The organism is Allofrancisella heilbronnii (genome assembly GCF_000710735.2).
GTDB lineage: Bacteria > Pseudomonadota > Gammaproteobacteria > Francisellales > Francisellaceae > Francisella > Francisella frigidaquae.
Genome location: NZ_CP144673.1, coordinates 352,416 through 369,411, shown reverse-complemented (window position 1 = coordinate 369,411; position 16,996 = coordinate 352,416). Strand labels below are relative to the sequence as shown.

Sequence of the window (16,996 nt, the reverse complement as noted above, 5' to 3'; positions counted from 1 at the left end):
CACCCTAGCTACTCAACTGTTACAGATTTTGCTAGGTTTCTAGGTTGGTCAACATCTGTACCTTTGATAATAGCCACATGATATGAAAGAAGTTGTAATGGTATAGTAAATACGATCGGAGCACTAAAGTCACTACCTGCATCTAGCTCTAACACTATACTGTTATCAAAGCTAACTCTATCTTTTATTGCTTTGTCAACGAAAAGAACAAGCTTGCCTCCTCTAGCATGAACTTCTTGGAGGTTAGATAAAGTTTTATCCAATAACTCATCATTAGGTACTACTGCCACAATTGGCATATTTTTATCCACTAAAGCTAAAGGACCATGCTTTAACTCTCCTGATGGGTAAGCTTCTGCATGTATATAAGATATTTCTTTTAGTTTAAGTGCTCCTTCTATAGCTATTGGAAAATACAATCCTCTACCTAAAAATATCGTATGTTCCTTATCAGAAAAATACTCACTTATTCCATCAATTTCAGCATCTAGCTTAAGGGCTCCTAAAGCTAAAGCTCTAATGTTTTTTAACTCTTGTGTATAACGCGATAATTCGCTATCTGAAAGTTTTCCTTTTAGTTTTGCCATAACTAATGTAAATAAAGCTAAAGCCACCAGTTGTGTAGTAAAAGCTTTTGTAGATGCTACACCAATTTCCACTCCTGCTTTAGTCATAAAAACAACATCTGACTCACGCACAAGAGAGCTATTTGGCACATTACATATACACATACTCCCTATGTAATTTTGTTTTTTACTTTTTCTTAGTGACTCTAAAGTGTCAGCTGTCTCTCCAGATTGAGAAATACTCACAAACAAAGATCCATCTACTACAACATTATCTCGATATCTAAGCTCACTAGCAATCTCTACACTACATGGAATTTTAGCGTACTTCTCTATCCAATATTTTGCTGTTAAACCAGCATTGTAACTTGTACCACAAGCAACTATACAGATATGTTGTGTTTTTTCAAACAGCTCTTGTGTCTGTTTATTGAAATTTTCTAAACAAATTTCGCCATCCTCACTAAGGCTTGATGTAATAGTATTTGATATTGCTTCTGGCTGCTCATATATTTCTTTAAGCATATAGTGCTTATAACCATCTTTTGAGGTACTCATAGAAGAGTAGTTATACTCTTCTACTTCAAGGTTTTTAGGTGCCCCTTGACTATCAAACACCTCTATATTATCCCGAGAAATTATCGCAATATCGCCTTCGTCAAGGTAAGAAAACTTATTTGTAACTGGAAGCAATGACAAAGCATCTGATGAAATAAAATTCTCATCAATGCCAACTCCTATAACCAATGGAGACCCCGAACGAACAGCTACAATCTTGTCTAAGAATTTTTGTGAAATTATAGCTAGAGCATAAGCACCCTTTAACATTGAAACAGTATGTTTTATGTTTTCTATTATCGTCTTATCATCACTCCACTCTCTATCTAGTAAATGTGCTACCACTTCTGTATCAGTGTCTGATTTAAAGGCGTAACCTTCAGCAATTAGAGACTTTTTTAATTCTGCAAAATTCTCTATTACACCATTATGAACTATACAAAAATTATTTGATGCATGAGGATGAGAGTTGGCTTTAGATGGCTTACCATGAGTCGCCCATCGAGTATGAGCAATACCAATATTACCCTTTAACTGCCCTACTAAAGCATGAACTGATTTTTCAAGCTCTACAACTTTACCAACTTCTTTACACACATCTATTTTATCGCTTATTACAGCAAGACCTGCTGAGTCATAACCACGATATTCTAGCTTTTTAAGCCCTTCAATCAAAATGTTTGTTACATTTCTCGTTGAATTTGCTCCGACTATCCCACACATAAATTAATATACCCTATGATTTTTTTATTTATCTTACTTAGTAACTTTTTTAACAGGCCTTTCCCATGTATCTATATGACGCTGTCTAGCTCGTGAAATTGCTAGATTATCAGCAGGCACATCTTTAGCTATCGTTGATCCTGCTCCTATTGTAGCTCCTTGACCAATATTGACAGGTGCTATAAGTTGTGAATCTGAACCTACGAAAACATAATCCCCAATTATTGTTTTATGTTTATTTGCTCCATCATAGTTACAAGTAATTACCCCTGCGCCAATATTGCAATTTTGCCCTATCTCACTATCTCCAAGATACGTAAGGTGTGAAGCTTTTGACCCCTTACCAAGAGTGACTTTTTTAGTCTCAACAAAATTACCAATAACTGCTTCTTCTTTAATATCACATTCTGGACGCACTCGTGCAAAGGGTCCAACTATAGCACCATTTCTAACAATAGAACCATCTATCATGCTATTTGCCTTTATCTTAACATTATCCTCAATGGTGCAGTTTTTAAGGATACAATTAGCTCCAATAACAACATTATTGCCTAATTTTACATTTCCTTTAATTATTACATTTATATCTATCCAACAGTCTTTACCAACTTCTAGATTACCTCTAACATCAAATCTATTTGGGTCAGCAATACTCACACCTTGTGCCATAATTTTTTCTGCTACATTTCTCTGCCATACTCTTTCTAAATTTGCCAATTGAGCCCTATCATTAACGCCTAAGATTTCGAACTCTTCTATTGGATGAGTTACATTTATAGAAACTGAGTCATTTTTTGCAAATGTAACTATATCTGTTAAATAATATTCTCCTTGGGCGTTATTTGCTTGTAGCTTAGGTAACCATTGTTGCAATAAGTTTTTATGAACACAGTATATGCCTGTATTAATCTCTTTTATTTGACGCTGGACATCATTAGCATCTTTTTCTTCGACTATACCAGTCACAGCTCCAAATTTATCCCTTACTATACGTCCTAACCCAGATGGATTATCAACAAATGCTGTCAAAACTCCCAAATCATGATTATGGGTAGTGCTTACTAAGTTATCTAAAACCTCAGTTGAAATAAGTGGTACATCCCCGTAAAGTATAAGTACTTTTTGCTCCTGCAGATACGGCAAGGCTTGTAACACGGCATGACCTGTACCTAACTGCTCAGCCTGATGTACAAAAGTAATGTTTCTATTGGAAAGTGTTTGCTCAAGTTGCTCTTTTAGATGTCCATTTACTACTACAATATTAGTAGGATTTAATTTCTCCACAGACTCAATAACATGTTTTATCAATGGTTTAGAAGCTAAAGTCTGTAAAACTTTAGGTTTATTTGAATTCATTCTAGACCCTTTGCCTGCTGCTAAGATCACTACTGATAAGCTCATAAAAATCTCCTTATAATACTTTGCCACATTGTTCTAACAAAATATTGATTATCTGGTAATGATCATCAAACATTTTATCATACATGTTTTCTACTATAGACTTTATATCAATCCATTTTGCACCTTTAGCATCATCTGCTGGCGCTATATTTGGTAGACTATTATACCCCTCTAATACAAATAAACCAACGTGTGTAATAGTTTGCCCTCTTATAGAACGTGATGGATAATCAAACACAAAATTGCCTCTATTAGCTAAGGCCAACTGTTCTGTAGATATATCTATATTTGTCTCTTCATATAGCTCTCTAACTATTGCTTGTGCGATAAATTCGCCATGCTCCAAGAATCCACCTGGCAATGCCCATAAATTTTTACCTGGAGCTTGCTTTCTTTGAATAAGTAAAACATGATTATTTACCACAACTAAAGCATCTACAGTTACAAATATTGGTTTATGTGGTGCAAATGCCCACTTAGCTTTATAGTCTACTACTAGCTGATTCTCTTCTTTTAAAAGATGGTACTGATCGGTAAGCATAAATTCCCGTAGCATTTTGTAGGTACCAGCTGTTGGGTCTTCACAACACATGTATTCTGCTAAGATGGTGCCTTTATAATACTGCTTTCTAAAATTTGTTGCATTGAACTTCTTATAATTATCAACAGATAAATAGTCCCACTCACTGAAGCTTTTTAGATAGTAACTTGATGCATCCTTTTCATGTCCTACTACTACTATGCTATCATTAAATTCAGCGTGTTTATTTACATTAGCACGTAAATCATCTTCCCATTTTTGCTCTTGGTAGTAATAATCAGCCAAAGGTTCTATCTCTACCAAACTTAGATCTATACCTAAAATATCTAAATCAGCTTCTATCATCTGCTTTCTTTGCTCAAAAGAAAACGGGTTTTTTATATTAGAAGCGCAATAAGAACTTCCTACGTTTATAATTATTCTTTTACTAAGAGTTAAAGCCTTTAGAATATTATGCAAATGCCCCTTGTGAAAAGGTTGAAAACGCCCTATAAACACTGATACATCATACATTTTTCTGCCTATGTGCTTAAAACTTGTGGTGTAACATCGCTATTATATACCTGACTACCAGACGGTGCTGTTATATTAGTATAGTTATCTTGGCTTTCAATATTATCATCAGTATCTTGTTGTTTACTTTTTTGAATAGTTCTATCATACGATCCAAAACCTATAGAGCTTATTGCTCCTGCCAAACCACCTAAACCAGACTTACTATTAGATGTATCTGATAAACTTGAAGGCTTTAATGAACTTGAAGTAACACTAGCTTGGGCAGCTTTTGCTAAATTGATATTATCCTGACTTTTTAGTACTTGTCCATCCAAGGCTTTACGAATTTGATTTAATAATCCAACCTCCTGATCTATATGGTTATCTGCCAAAGTTTTACCATCAGCATTAAATACCGCCGGTACAGTCACGAGACTTGATAACTCATCTATTTTACGTACTTTTATAACAAAAACTAAATTTTTTGTATTATCTTTAACTGTTATAATATGTCCTGTTAAGACCTTATCTTCTAACGATAAAATTTCATAACGGTCCGAATAGTTTTTAAAATAGCTTTCTAACAAATTAATAGTTACTAGCAACGGTTCACGAAATACTAGCTTAAGCGCTCCTTTATCATCATAAACTACACTGATAGATATTTTAGATATTTGATCAGCTACTATCTTACTCATATCAAATTTATCATTGTAATTTGGAGGCAGCATTCCTTTTTCTGCTTCTTCTACTTGAGACTTGGCAAAAGTATTATCACCTTCTGGTAAGGTAAACTTAGGATCTATTAGTTCACCATTTAAGCCAGCAGGCATTTTTAAAGATGGGTTTTCAACTACTTCTGCTCGGGCATAATCAAGCTTTCTATTTCTAAATGGAGAACCTTCAACAGTATCTGATAAACTTTCGTAAGAAAAATCGTTCTCTACCTGATTCATCGAGCAACCTTGTAGTAAAGTAACAAAACTTACCAAAACTACTATTTTGGTTATTTTTTTCATTGTTTAACACTAATTAACTTAACAAAATTTGTTAGCTAAACATTATAACACAGTGCTATACTTAAATATAATAAAAAGCTTAGGTTGTAGACAACATAGGAAGGTTATGCAAGATTTTTTATTTATATTTATACAGTATATTCTACCTCATGGTTTTATATCACGCCTGGTAAGCAAATTAGCTAACTCAAAAAACAAGTTTATAAAGAATTTCCTAATAAATGCTGCTGTTAAAAAATTTAAGATAAATTTAGCGGAAGCAAAGTACTCTGAAATTAGCAAGTATAATTCTTTTAATGACTTTTTTACCAGAGAATTGGCAGATGGCTTTAGACCACTAGAAGATGATCCTAAAGTAATCAGCTCTCCGGCTGAGGGTGTACTAAGCCAGTTTGGACAAATAGATAATAGAACACTCATACAGGCTAAAGGAAAATTATTTTCTCTTGATAAGCTAATCGCAAATAGTTCTAAAACTCACTTCACTAAATTTGCAACTATATATTTATCACCTCGTGACTATCATCGTGTGCATATGCCTATTGATGGAAAACTTACTAAAATGGTTTATATACCTGGCAAATTATTTTCGGTTAATAAACTTACTACTGAGAAAGTAGATAATATTTTCGCTAAAAATGAAAGATTAATTTGCTACTTTGATACAAAAATTGGAGAAGTTGCTGTAATATTTGTTGGGGCATTATTAGTTGCTGGAATTGAAACTATTTGGCATGGCAAGATAGCTCCTAATTACTACAGTGAAATACAAACTTGGTTTTATAATGATAGTAAATATAACCTTGAGTTTAAAAAGGGAGATATTTTAGGATGGTTTAATTTTGGTTCAACCATCATACTATTATTGCCAAACGATAATGTGGCCTTTACACTTAAAAACAACAATACCCCTATTCACGTTAATCAAAACTTAGCCTTTATTACTGAATAAAGTTTTACGTTAACCCAACAACGACTAAAGATATTTGAATTACTTACTCTTTTTGACCTACATTCATTAATATAAGCTTCTTCATTTTGGTTTTCTCTGAACTGATTCTCTTGGGTTCTAAACCTAGCAGGCAATTTAATACCAAACCTTTTTGCCCATTTTCTAATAGTTACATGTTTAAATCCAAGTACTTTTTCAGCGTCTTGGTAACTAAGTCCTTGTTTTTGACATTTTAATAATACCTCTTCAGCTGAACAATTAAATCTATCCTGAATTATTAGTTCAAAATTACCTGTGTATTGGTTTGCCATAAATAAGTCTCCCTTAAACTTAGGTTTTATTACTGTTACAACCAACTATAAATATCGATATTATAGAGTAGTATAGTTTGAGCCCTCACTTTGATATTACAAGCTATCAAGAAATGGCTACAACTTTTTATACAGCAAATTTTAGAGTTTAATTTTAAGGGAAAAATTATTTAACTTTCAAGTTAAAAAAAATTATGCCACAGCTGAATAGACTGGTTTATCCTAACTTATAAGTAGCCTTATATGTCTGTAAACTTAAACTGCAGCCCAAGCCTTTAAATTACAAAGGTTTTTTACCTATATTAGTCAAGCCAAGGTACTATAAATTAATAAAAAACAAATTTTTATTTATGTTTTTTTTAAACAAAAAAATTAAATGGCTAATTTTTAGGCAATGAAAAAGGCTTAGCTAATTTTTGAAGTAATTTGAAAGAGTTATTAAAAAATTCTATTTAAGTAAACTTTAGTCAATAGGAATAAGCCCAGCCAAGTAAGTTTTTTGTATACAGTTATTTTTATCTAGGTATTTTGCACCATTTGAATCAGTTTTAGTTGGACATTGATTACTTGTTACACATGAGGTTAAGACTATAGAACATAAAATAATTATTGCGATTTTTTTCATAAATACTCTCCTCTACTTAGCTGTTTGTTGCTCAGTAGGTTTATCATCAGCAGGTAACGGTTGGTATGTTGATACACATGAAGCCAATATGCTAGATATTAGAACGATTAATGTAATTTTTTTCATGATACGTTTCCTTATAGTTTATTCAATTTTGAGTAGGTCATTAACAAAAACCATCTCGCATGTATTTATTTATAACACATACCTTGTATATACTCAATATTTTGGATTACTTTTTGATAGAATTTAAATCTATTAATTTAGATATATTAGAAAACCTGCTTGGATTGGTTTTAGTAGCATATTCCCATATTTCTTTATCTGAAACTACAGTAACAGCTAGCTTAGCTCTAGTTACGCCAGTATAAACCAGCTTATTTGAAAGAATTTTATTTGCTTTTTGAGGCAAAACTAGCATTACTTCATCAAACTCAGAACCTTGAGTTTTATGTATTGTCATTGCGTATGCTATTTCGTGCTTTGGTAGCAGAGATATATTTATTTTTTTAAAATCATTATTTGAATTTTCAAAATAAACCTCTTGATCATAAACCAAACCGACATCTCCATTAAAAACGTCTAGAGTATAATTATTTTCTGTTATCATAATCGGCTTACCATCATAATAATCAGCATCTTTTTTACCTAAAAGTTTTACTATCTTCTTATTAAAGTTATCTACTCCTATCTGAGTATTTTTATTAGCCAACAATATCCTGAAAGATTTTAAAATTTCAAAAGATTTTTTAACATCCTTAAGTTTCGAAAGTTTGATATAATATTTATGGACAAAATCAGATAAAACAATGTCTAGCTTACTAAGTGAATAGAAATTTATTGAACCATAAATATTACTTTTGGAATACAAATTTTTATAATTTTCATTAATTATACTGTTAGCAAATTCGGATATCACTCTATTTGAACGGTAATTTTTTTGTAAATATATGATACATTCATTAATCAGCTCAAAATCACTGTAGCCAGTTAGTTGGCCAATAACTTTCTTAGTCTCATTAAGATTATCTCTAATACTTTTTATTTTAGTAAATTCCACTAATAAATTACCAACTTCTACTGCAGGTAGTTGATTAACATCTCCAACTAATATAAGTTTGCAATTAGGCTTAATCGCTTGAAGAATTTTCACGAACAAACCTATATCTAGCATAGATGCTTCATCTATAATCAAAGCATCACAATCAGCTAGATTGTCTTTATGGTATTTAAGTTTAGAAGAATTATTTCGCACACCCAAAAATCGATGTACTGTCATAATTTCTATATCAGTATTGACATTAAGTTGATCTAGTTCTAATGATTCTATTAATCTATTAGTTGCTTTACCCGTAGGGGCTAATATTTGAATGCTTAACTTAGTATTTGAATTTATATATTCTAGGGCTATTAAAAGCTTCATGATAGTAGTAGTTTTCCCTGTACCAGGGCCTCCAGAGATAATACTAAAACCTCTAATAAGACTATTTGCTACTGCTATCTTTTGGTAATTAATAGTCTCAGACTTATCAAATAACTCTTTTAATATTTTTTTAGCTTTTTCAAAATCTAAATTTTTAAGGTCTAGTTTTAATTTACTGGATACAACTTCTGCAATTTCATTTTCATATAACCATAGCCTTCTAAAATATAAGCAGTCAAATTTATAAACTATTGGATATTCTTTACTAGCAAGGTTCAAGCTTTCAATTTTTTGCTGTAACTTAGCCAAGCTTTCAAATTTATAACCCACTTTGGATGTATCTTGTTGAGGTTCAGACCATAAAGTTTGATCTGCTATCTCAGTTAAATCTAAACAGCTATGACCTTGTCTATAACTTTCGCTTAAAGCGATTAAAAGATGAAAAATATCAGGGTTATCGTTGTTTAAGAAATCAGAAATTTCTTTTGCAAGAAAATAATCTATAGCCTGTATGTCTGATAAATAGCTTTGACAGTCTTTAAGACTTTTATAAACCATTATCCTCTCCAAACAAACTGTCTAAGGTTAGGACAATTTGCTTTTCTAAAATAACACTATAAACACCGTATCCATCCTTGAAACCTCTTAAATAAAAATAATACACTCCACCAAAGTTTTTATCAAATTCATAATTTTCTAGATTTTGTCGTAAAAAGCGGTGTAATGCTACACCATATATTAAATATTGTAAATCATACATGCTTTGCTGATTTTTTATTTCCATAGCTTCTTGATTATAGTCACTTATTTTATCACCCAGGTAATTAGTTTTATAATCAGCCACATAGAAACGACCTTCATACTCAAATATAAGATCTATAAAGCCATGTAACATCCCAAATAATCTTTGATAATCACACTCTAAACTATTTGAATTTCTATACTTAGCTAAAATTTGGTAAATATCTTTTTTAAATAATGATACATTCGTTACAGGCAAATAAAACTCAGCCTCTCTTAAGGTTCTTTCCATAGTTAAATTTTGCAACTTGAAATAATTATCTCTTTTATATAAGTTTGGAATATCAGCTCGTACAATCTCTTCTATCCAAGCCTTTAAATGAACAAAATCAGCTTCCTCTATAACCTTATAAATCATCATTTGTTCTTTTATTATCTGATCATCTAAAGGCTTACTAAAGTCACTTAACTCAAGTATATTATGTAGTAAATTACCTGTATCAGCTCCTTTGGCTGCTCTAAATTTTAGTTCTGAACTAGTGTTGGTACCTTTATCATCTTCCTTTAATTCATCAATTTTAAAATCTAAGGGCTGTTCATATTGGGTATGAATTGATCTAGTAATACTTGAAAATGACATCAGCTGCCAATCTTTTTCAACCTTTTTTGTAAATCTTTTTGCTACAAGCTTATCTAAATCTATAGAGCTATTTCTAGATTTATATCCAATAAAATCGATCTCATCAAAAATTATTAACTCACTATAATTATTTGGATTATTCGTCACTTTTTGAATCTTATCTTTCCAGCTAGCAGTCTCTGTATACTCCAAAAATAATGCTAATGGACTATATTGTGACTTATTAAAATTAGCAACACCAATATAGCATCTATCAACTGCTCTAGTAACTGCTACATATAAAAGCCTCATAGCCTCTTCTAAGACTTGTAATCGAATATTTTCTATAACTAACTGGGCTTCACCAATCTGATAGTAAGTTTTCTCAAGCATACTAATTTTATTTATAGGAGAGTTTTTTTCTAGTTTAGCATCACTAGCAAATGGCACAAAAACCACAGGATATTCAAGGCCTTTAGAGCCATGAATAGTAACTATTTTTATTAGCCTTTCATCACTTTCTAGCCTAAGTTCAGTTTGACCTGATGAACTTTGATTATGTATCTGTTTTTCTAACCATCCAATAAGTTGAACTTTGGATTTATACTTATTTTCAGCTATTTTTATTAATTCTGCTAAATGTAAAATATTTGTAAATATTCTCTCTTTGTTAGATTCACGGATAGCAAAATTATTATGCAAAAGCTCCATAATTAAAGCCATAACACCTTGAGTAAACCATATTTTCCTTAATTGCTTGATTCTTTCGACTATTTGTTGCCATTTCAAGCTTGTATCAAAGCTTCTATAATCTAAAAAATCATCTGCCGTTTTACCAAAAAATGCTGTAGCTAAAGCTTGCCTTAGGAGTTTTTGGTCTTGATAATTGTTAAGACCATTTAATAAAGTATATAACTGACAAGCCTCATCTGTAGCATAAATATTACTTCTTTCACTTAAATATACTGAACTAAGACCAACTTCCTTTAAGTTTTCTGTAATAAGTTTAGCTTGGTTTGAATTTTGTACTAATATAGCTATATCTTCTTCTTGGACTTTTTGAGTTTTTAATAATTTAACTATCTCACTTGCTGTCCACTTAGCAAGTTGTAGTCTTAAATCATCTGTTGTTAGGTTTTTTTCAGCATCCTCAAGCTTTGGATCATAAAGAAAATAGTTAATTGCTACTAAGTTATCATCAAAGCATCTATCACTTGAAGTTTTAGCAGCTTTGATTACTTGATAACCAATACCTTGACTAAAAACGTCTTCTTTATAATCTTTAGATGCTGATAAAATATCACTCTTATAAAATAATCTATTATAAGCTGCTATCATCTGATTAGTAGAGCGCCAATTTGTATCCATTGTCCAAATATATTTTGCACTTTGCTTAGCTCTTAGATAAGTATAGATATCTCCACCCCTAAATCTATAAATAGCCTGTTTAGGGTCACCTATCATCACTAAAAATAGCTCTTCTTTTTTAAGGGGATAAATAGTATCTAATATTTCATATTGCTCATTATCAGTATCTTGAAATTCATCAATTAGTGCTACAGAATACTCTTTTTGTAAAAATAATGCTAACTCTTGCGAAGTTTTTAGAGCGTCTCGTAACTTTATAATCAAATCGTCAAAATCTAAAACAGCGTTTTTGGCTTTAAGGTTTTTGAACTCTTCTCTAATATCCAAACAAATTTGTTTTGCTAAAACATATGCTTTGAAAACCTGCTTGTAAGTATCAATATCTTTAATTTCTTTAATGTATTTATCTTTAAGTGCTTTTAAATTACAAAAAATCGGCTCAAACTCTTCTTTTAAGTTTCTATAACGATTACCATTTACAAAATTTAAAAGCTCTTTAGGAATACTAGTTAACTTATAATCTAAACACCATTCTTTTATAATGTTCCATTCTTGTTCTCTTTCACTCTTCTTACTATGATTATTTACTAATTTCTCAAATATAAAATCGCAATGAATAGAGACCTCTTCAAAAGCTTTTAGCTTCTCTTCATATAATTGTTTTTCAACAACCTCAAAAGATAAAGCTTCAATTTCATTATTAGAAAGTATAACCTCCCTGAAACCTTTAGAGCTTTGACCAGATCCATTTATAAAATTTTCAGGAGTGTGCCAATTTGCAGACCTAAGCAGATTAAACTTTGCTTCGTTAGAGTTAATGTATTTACGAAAATATTCCCGTGTGGCTTCTAATAATAGCTCGGATGTATCAACTTCCATAGATACATCCATATCTATACCACTTGCAAAAGCTTGCTCACTTAGAACTTTTTTACAAAATCCATGTATGGTAAAAATAGCAGCCTCATCTATTTCTAAAAGTGCTTTTTTTAGGTGCTTACGCTCTGAAGAGTTATTATCATAAGTTGTTAACTTTTCTCTAATTTTACTTTCTACTCTACCAATAATTTCTTGAGTAGCATCTTTCGTAAATGTCATCACAAGGATATTTTTAGGTAAAAGGTTTTTCTTCAATAATAAGCGAACGTATAGTTCTGTAATATTATAAGTTTTACCAGTACCGGCACTAGCTTCTATAATATGGCGACCGGTTAAAGGCATTTCCTTTATATCTAATGGTTGCATCAATAAGATTGTCCCTACTTATATTTCTTTAAATATCTTACAGCTTCATATTTACCCTAACAAGTACTATAATTCTTTTAACATTTAAAAAATAATTATTAATCATGGATATAAATCAACTACTTTTAACTATCTTAATGGCTGGTATTCCTCTAATATTTGCTATAACTATGCATGAAGCTGCTCATGGGCTTGTAGCAAAATTACGTGGAGATAATACAGCTTATATGCTTGGTCGTGTAACGCTTAATCCTGTACCTCATATAGATCCAATAGGCACAATTCTAGTTCCTGGGCTTATGTTATTATCATCACTTACTGCTGGCTTTCCTTTTATCTTTGGTTGGGCAAAACCTGTACCTGTTGATTACAGTAAGCTTAAAAATCCTCGTTCAGATATGGCTTTAGTTGCTCTAGCTGGTCCTATGACAAATTTTCTAATGGCTTTACTTTGGGCTTTAGTTGCCAAATACGTAACTTTACATCCTTATTTTCAGAGCATGGCTTTATATGGTGTGATGATAAATGTAGTTTTAATGGTGTTAAATTTGCTACCAATTCCACCATTAGATGGTAGTAAAGTTATTTCAGCATTTTTATCACCTAACGCAGCCTATAAATATAATAGTTACCAACACTATGGGTTTATTATTCTATTGGTACTAATTATCATCCCTTTTGCTGGCTCAAATCTTTTATTTTATATTATGGATCCATTTATAACTGGTGTTATGAAGCTTATACAACTAGTTATTTTTTAATTTTAATAATGTTTTAGGTATCCTACTTTAAATATAAATTTTTGACGTAGCTCAATTAGTGTCGAGAAATGTTAGGAATATAAGATGGTGCCGGAGGCCGGACTCGAACCGGCACTCTGTTGCCAGAACCGGATTTTGAATCCGGCGCGTCTACCAATTTCACCACTCCGGCAATGAATGGTTGTTTTATTATAAACTATTATAAGCCTTCTGGCCAATTATTTATGATAGTACCTAAAGATAAATCCAATTCTACCAATTTATCTTTGATTTCATTTAAAGATTTTTTACCAAAATTTGGTGCTTTTAGTAACTCTGTTTCTGTTTTTTGTACAAGTTCACCTATATATCTAATATTTACTGCTTTTAAACAGTTTGAGGATCTTGCTGTTAGATTCAACTCTTCAACGTGCTTTAACAATAAAGGATCAATATTTTTAGTAGGGTCTTCTACAAAAACACCTTGGTTTATTTCATCAACATTAACCACATTAACTAATTGGCTTTGAATCTTAGCAGCTGCTAGTCTTAAAGCATCTTGAGAAGTTATATTACCATTAGTTTTAATATCAAAACCTAAACTATCAAGATCTGTACGTCTACCAACACGGGCATTTTTAACTTCAAACTCACAAAAAGTGACTGGCGAAAAAGTAGCATCTAGCAAGAATTCGCCATCTTTGAAACTTTCTAATGCTGGTCTATAGCCAACACCCTTTTCAACTTTAGCTTCTATTTTAAGTTTTTTGCCACCTATGTAGCTACAAATAAACACATCTTCATTTATAGCCAAACCTGCAGATAACTTAGCTTCTTGAGAAAAAATCTCTTCAGCAGAACCTGATAAATCAAAAACAATAGTTCCAGTGTCTACATTATCAGCTAACGTTACAGCAAGAGCTTTAACATTTAGGATAATATCAGCAACAGTTTCTTCACATGGAATTATATCTTCCAAAGAAGTAACCTTACCATCGTTAATTTTGATACTAGTAATACACGCCCCGCCAATAGAGTAAAGCATAGTCTGCTTTAAGGCAAAACCGAGAGTATAACCAGCACCTCTATCTAACGCTTCAAAAGAGAATTTAGTTGCATTTTTACCGTAGTCATTTATCTTAATATTAGTAGGGTGTAGTAAATTTTCTATAGCCATAGTTGTTGAGAAACCAAGTATATTTATGTAGAGATATTTTCAATTCCAAAGATTATAACATATAAATTCAATTTTTTAATAGATTAATTGAGCCTTATTTTATTTATACTATCAAGCTTTGTTTTAATCTTACTTTCAAAACCATTTGCTGTGGGTGTATAAAAATGCTGATCTATATCTACAGGTAAATATTGTTGCTTCACATACGAGTTTGGGTAATCATGAGGGTATAAGTATTTGCTGTCTTTATAATTTTTAAGATGTTGAGGTACATCTATATTTCCTTTACTCTTAATTACCTCTAAAGCTTTCTTATATGCCTTATAGCAAGCATTACTTTTAGGTGCTACTGCTAGGTATATAGCTGCTTGAGATAAAGCTAACCTACCTTCAGGCATACCTAGTTTCTCATAAGCATTCCAAGCATCTAACGCGACTCTTAAAGCTTGTGGATCAGCATTACCAATATCTTCAGAAGCTATACAAAGCATTCTTCTAGCTATAACTAAAGGATCTACTCCATTTTCTAACATCAACCCTAACCAAAATATAGCCGCGTCAGAATCAGTCCCTCTTATAGATTTATGAAAAGCTGATAATTGCTCATAAAATTCTTTACCATCACGGTGAAAATTTCTAGTTGTTTCACCAACAGCCTTATCAAACAACTCTTTGTTGAAAACAATAGTATCTGACTGGTCACTAATCAAAAACATTCTTTCTACTAAGTTTAAAATCTTACGACAATCGCCTTCACTATAATTATATATCGCGCTAGTAAGATCGTTTTCTAAAGAAATATTATATTTTGAAAGTATAGCATCTTGTTTTAGTGCCCTTTGAATTAAGTTTTGCGTACCTAATTGATCTAGTCTTTTTAATCGTAGTATAAACACTCGAGAGATTAAAGCATCATTTAAGTAATAAGTTGGATTCTCGGTAGTAGCCCCTATTAAAATTATTCTTCCTGACTCCACATACGGCAAAAGCAAATCTTGTTGAGATTTATTAAAGCGATGAATTTCATCTAAGAATAAAACAAAACTATCTAAATGCTCGTTATCAGCTATTATTTTTTTAACCTCTTTCACTCCTGAGTCTACAGCTGATAATTCAAAAAATTCCAAGTCTTTTGATTTAGCTATAATCCTTGCAACAGTAGTTTTACCAACACCTGTTTTGCCGCATAAGATTAGAGAACAAACACTATCAGCTTTACTAAATATCTTGGTTAAAACGCCATTTTCAGTAAGTAGATGCTCTTGCCCAGCTACTTCCTCAATATTTTGTGGTCGCAATCTAGCAGCTAGTGGAATGTGTTTCATATTTTAAGCCTTATAAAAACATGTAATGAATTCTAAAATGTTGTGTCATTTCTGGCTTGATCCGGAACCTCTTTACTATTGGCTATGATTTAAAAGATTCCCTCTTTCGTGGAAATGACAATTTTTTATTATAATTTACTTACTATTTTCAATTTAGTTTATAACAATCTTATACTTACTCTTAACCAACTCATAAAGCATACCTTCTCGTACCGCACCATTTGATAAATTCATTTGAGAAACTCCCAAACAGTCAAATATCGCATATAGGATAGCCACACCACCAGCTAATACACTTTCTCTGTCTTCACGCAAACCTTCAAAGCTGATATTTTCAACTTGCCTCTTATCCATCATCATGGTGATCAAATTGTTCAGAAATTCTTTAGTAATAGCTGATGACCCTGTCATTTGCTGACAAATATTCGTTACTGATATAATTGTTCCCGAAGATCCTAATACCACATCCCAACCAACTTTTTTATATTTAAGAATAATCGGTCCTAATATCTTTTTAGCTCTAGCAACTGTTGTGTAAAAATTACTAAAATCCAACTTATCATTGCCAAAAAAATCTTTCTGCATCCCCACACAACCCATATCCAAGCTACGCGCTATCAGTATTTTATTACCTCTACCAATTACAAGCTCAGTTGAGCCACCTCCGATGTCTATAACTAAAGTCTTCTGATGAATATCTTGGTTATCTCTAGCACCAACATAAACTAATCTTGCCTCTTCTGCACCTGAAATAATTTTTATTTTTGTGCCTAATGCCTTATCAAGCCTTTTTTTAAACCCTTTAATGTTATTCTTGGCTTTTCTTAGAGTATAAGTTCCTACAGCCCTAATATACTCTACATTATAAGCTTTTATTTCCTTTGCGAAAAACTCTAGACATTCAATAGCACGGTCTTGCGCTTCTTTACTTATTGTAAGATTGTTATTTAACCCTGCTCTTAGTTGTACTTTTTGTTTTTGTTTAGAGAGTGTAACTACCTCACCACTAGTTTTGATCTCACTTATAAGCATGTGAAAACTATTTGAACCTAAATCTATGGTAGCTACTATCTTAGACATTTTTAAAACCTACTTTTGTTACTACTACTCATTATAAAAAAATATCAGCAAAATAGCTAAAAAAATTTGTTTGAAGAGTTTTTTTGT

At 31.8% G+C, this 16,996-nt stretch carries 13 protein-coding genes and 1 tRNA gene; 2 read left to right on the top strand and 12 right to left on the bottom strand.

The genetic code is table 11. The features are described 5' to 3' along the window. Positions 1-8: 8 nt before the first annotated feature. The 4 genes from glmS to FRA_RS01690 are packed head-to-tail and all read right to left on the bottom strand — an operon-like array spanning position 9 to position 5,303. Positions 9-1,847, bottom strand: coding sequence for a glutamine--fructose-6-phosphate transaminase (isomerizing) (glmS, locus tag FRA_RS01705; RefSeq protein WP_035721282.1), 1,839 nt, complete (start codon positions 1,845-1,847; stop codon positions 9-11). A gap of 33 nt (positions 1,848-1,880) precedes the next feature. Further along, the gene (gene glmU, locus FRA_RS01700) at positions 1,881-3,248 is read right to left on the bottom strand and encodes a bifunctional UDP-N-acetylglucosamine diphosphorylase/glucosamine-1-phosphate N-acetyltransferase GlmU (protein WP_035721280.1); all 1,368 of its coding nucleotides are present in this window, start codon (positions 3,246-3,248) and stop codon (positions 1,881-1,883) included. A gap of 10 nt (positions 3,249-3,258) precedes the next feature. After that, on the bottom strand, positions 3,259-4,302 hold the full coding sequence (locus FRA_RS01695) for a bifunctional nicotinamide-nucleotide adenylyltransferase/Nudix hydroxylase (protein ID WP_035721278.1): 1,044 nt from the start codon (positions 4,300-4,302) through the stop codon (positions 3,259-3,261). 8 nt (positions 4,303-4,310) lie between these two features. Next, a complete protein-coding gene (locus FRA_RS01690) occupies positions 4,311-5,303 on the bottom strand; it encodes a hypothetical protein (protein WP_035721275.1) in 993 nt (330 codons plus the stop codon). Positions 5,304-5,409: 106 nt separating this feature from the next. On the opposite strand from FRA_RS01690, the gene asd reads away from it, so the two are divergent. Beyond that, positions 5,410-6,255: an archaetidylserine decarboxylase gene (asd, locus tag FRA_RS01685; RefSeq protein ID WP_035721271.1), complete on the top strand. Its 846-nt coding sequence runs from the start codon at positions 5,410-5,412 to the stop codon at positions 6,253-6,255. Here the strand turns inward: asd and fevR are convergent. The 4 genes from fevR to recB form a co-directional block, all read right to left on the bottom strand. After that, entirely contained in the window at positions 6,228-6,566 is a 339-nt protein-coding gene (gene fevR, locus FRA_RS01680; protein ID WP_035721268.1) for a transcriptional regulator FevR, read from the bottom strand. The two genes, asd and fevR, sit on opposite strands and share 28 nt — an antisense overlap. A gap of 463 nt (positions 6,567-7,029) precedes the next feature. Continuing rightward, positions 7,030-7,191 (bottom strand): hypothetical protein, encoded by a 162-nt coding sequence (locus FRA_RS01675; protein ID WP_321174136.1) that lies wholly within the window; start codon positions 7,189-7,191, stop codon positions 7,030-7,032. 232 nt (positions 7,192-7,423) lie between these two features. Beyond that, the gene (recD, locus tag FRA_RS01670) at positions 7,424-9,172 is read right to left on the bottom strand and encodes an exodeoxyribonuclease V subunit alpha (protein WP_035721265.1); all 1,749 of its coding nucleotides are present in this window, start codon (positions 9,170-9,172) and stop codon (positions 7,424-7,426) included. Beyond that, a complete protein-coding gene (recB, locus tag FRA_RS01665; protein ID WP_035721263.1) occupies positions 9,162-12,587 on the bottom strand; it encodes an exodeoxyribonuclease V subunit beta in 3,426 nt (1,141 codons plus the stop codon). The genes recD and recB overlap by 11 nt, the downstream gene beginning before the upstream one ends. 104 nt (positions 12,588-12,691) lie before the next feature. On the opposite strand from recB, the gene FRA_RS01660 reads away from it, so the two are divergent. Next, positions 12,692-13,348 carry a site-2 protease family protein gene (locus tag FRA_RS01660; RefSeq protein ID WP_035721260.1) on the top strand — a complete coding sequence of 219 codons (657 nt, stop codon included), beginning with the start codon at positions 12,692-12,694 and terminating at the stop codon, positions 13,346-13,348. A gap of 85 nt (positions 13,349-13,433) precedes the next feature. Here FRA_RS01660 and FRA_RS01655 read toward each other — a convergent pair. The 4 genes from FRA_RS01655 to FRA_RS01640 all read right to left on the bottom strand — a co-directional run bounded on the left by FRA_RS01655 (position 13,434) and on the right by FRA_RS01640 (position 16,909). Further along, positions 13,434-13,520: transfer RNA gene (locus FRA_RS01655), tRNA-Leu, on the bottom strand. 27 nt (positions 13,521-13,547) lie between these two features. Next, a complete protein-coding gene (locus FRA_RS01650) occupies positions 13,548-14,504 on the bottom strand; it encodes a DNA-directed RNA polymerase subunit alpha (protein ID WP_035721259.1) in 957 nt (318 codons plus the stop codon). A gap of 83 nt (positions 14,505-14,587) precedes the next feature. Further along, entirely contained in the window at positions 14,588-15,829 is a 1,242-nt protein-coding gene (locus FRA_RS01645; protein ID WP_035721256.1) for a replication-associated recombination protein A, read from the bottom strand. A gap of 153 nt (positions 15,830-15,982) precedes the next feature. Continuing rightward, the gene (locus FRA_RS01640; RefSeq protein WP_035721252.1) at positions 15,983-16,909 is read right to left on the bottom strand and encodes a Ppx/GppA phosphatase family protein; all 927 of its coding nucleotides are present in this window, start codon (positions 16,907-16,909) and stop codon (positions 15,983-15,985) included. Positions 16,910-16,996 lie beyond the last annotated feature (87 nt).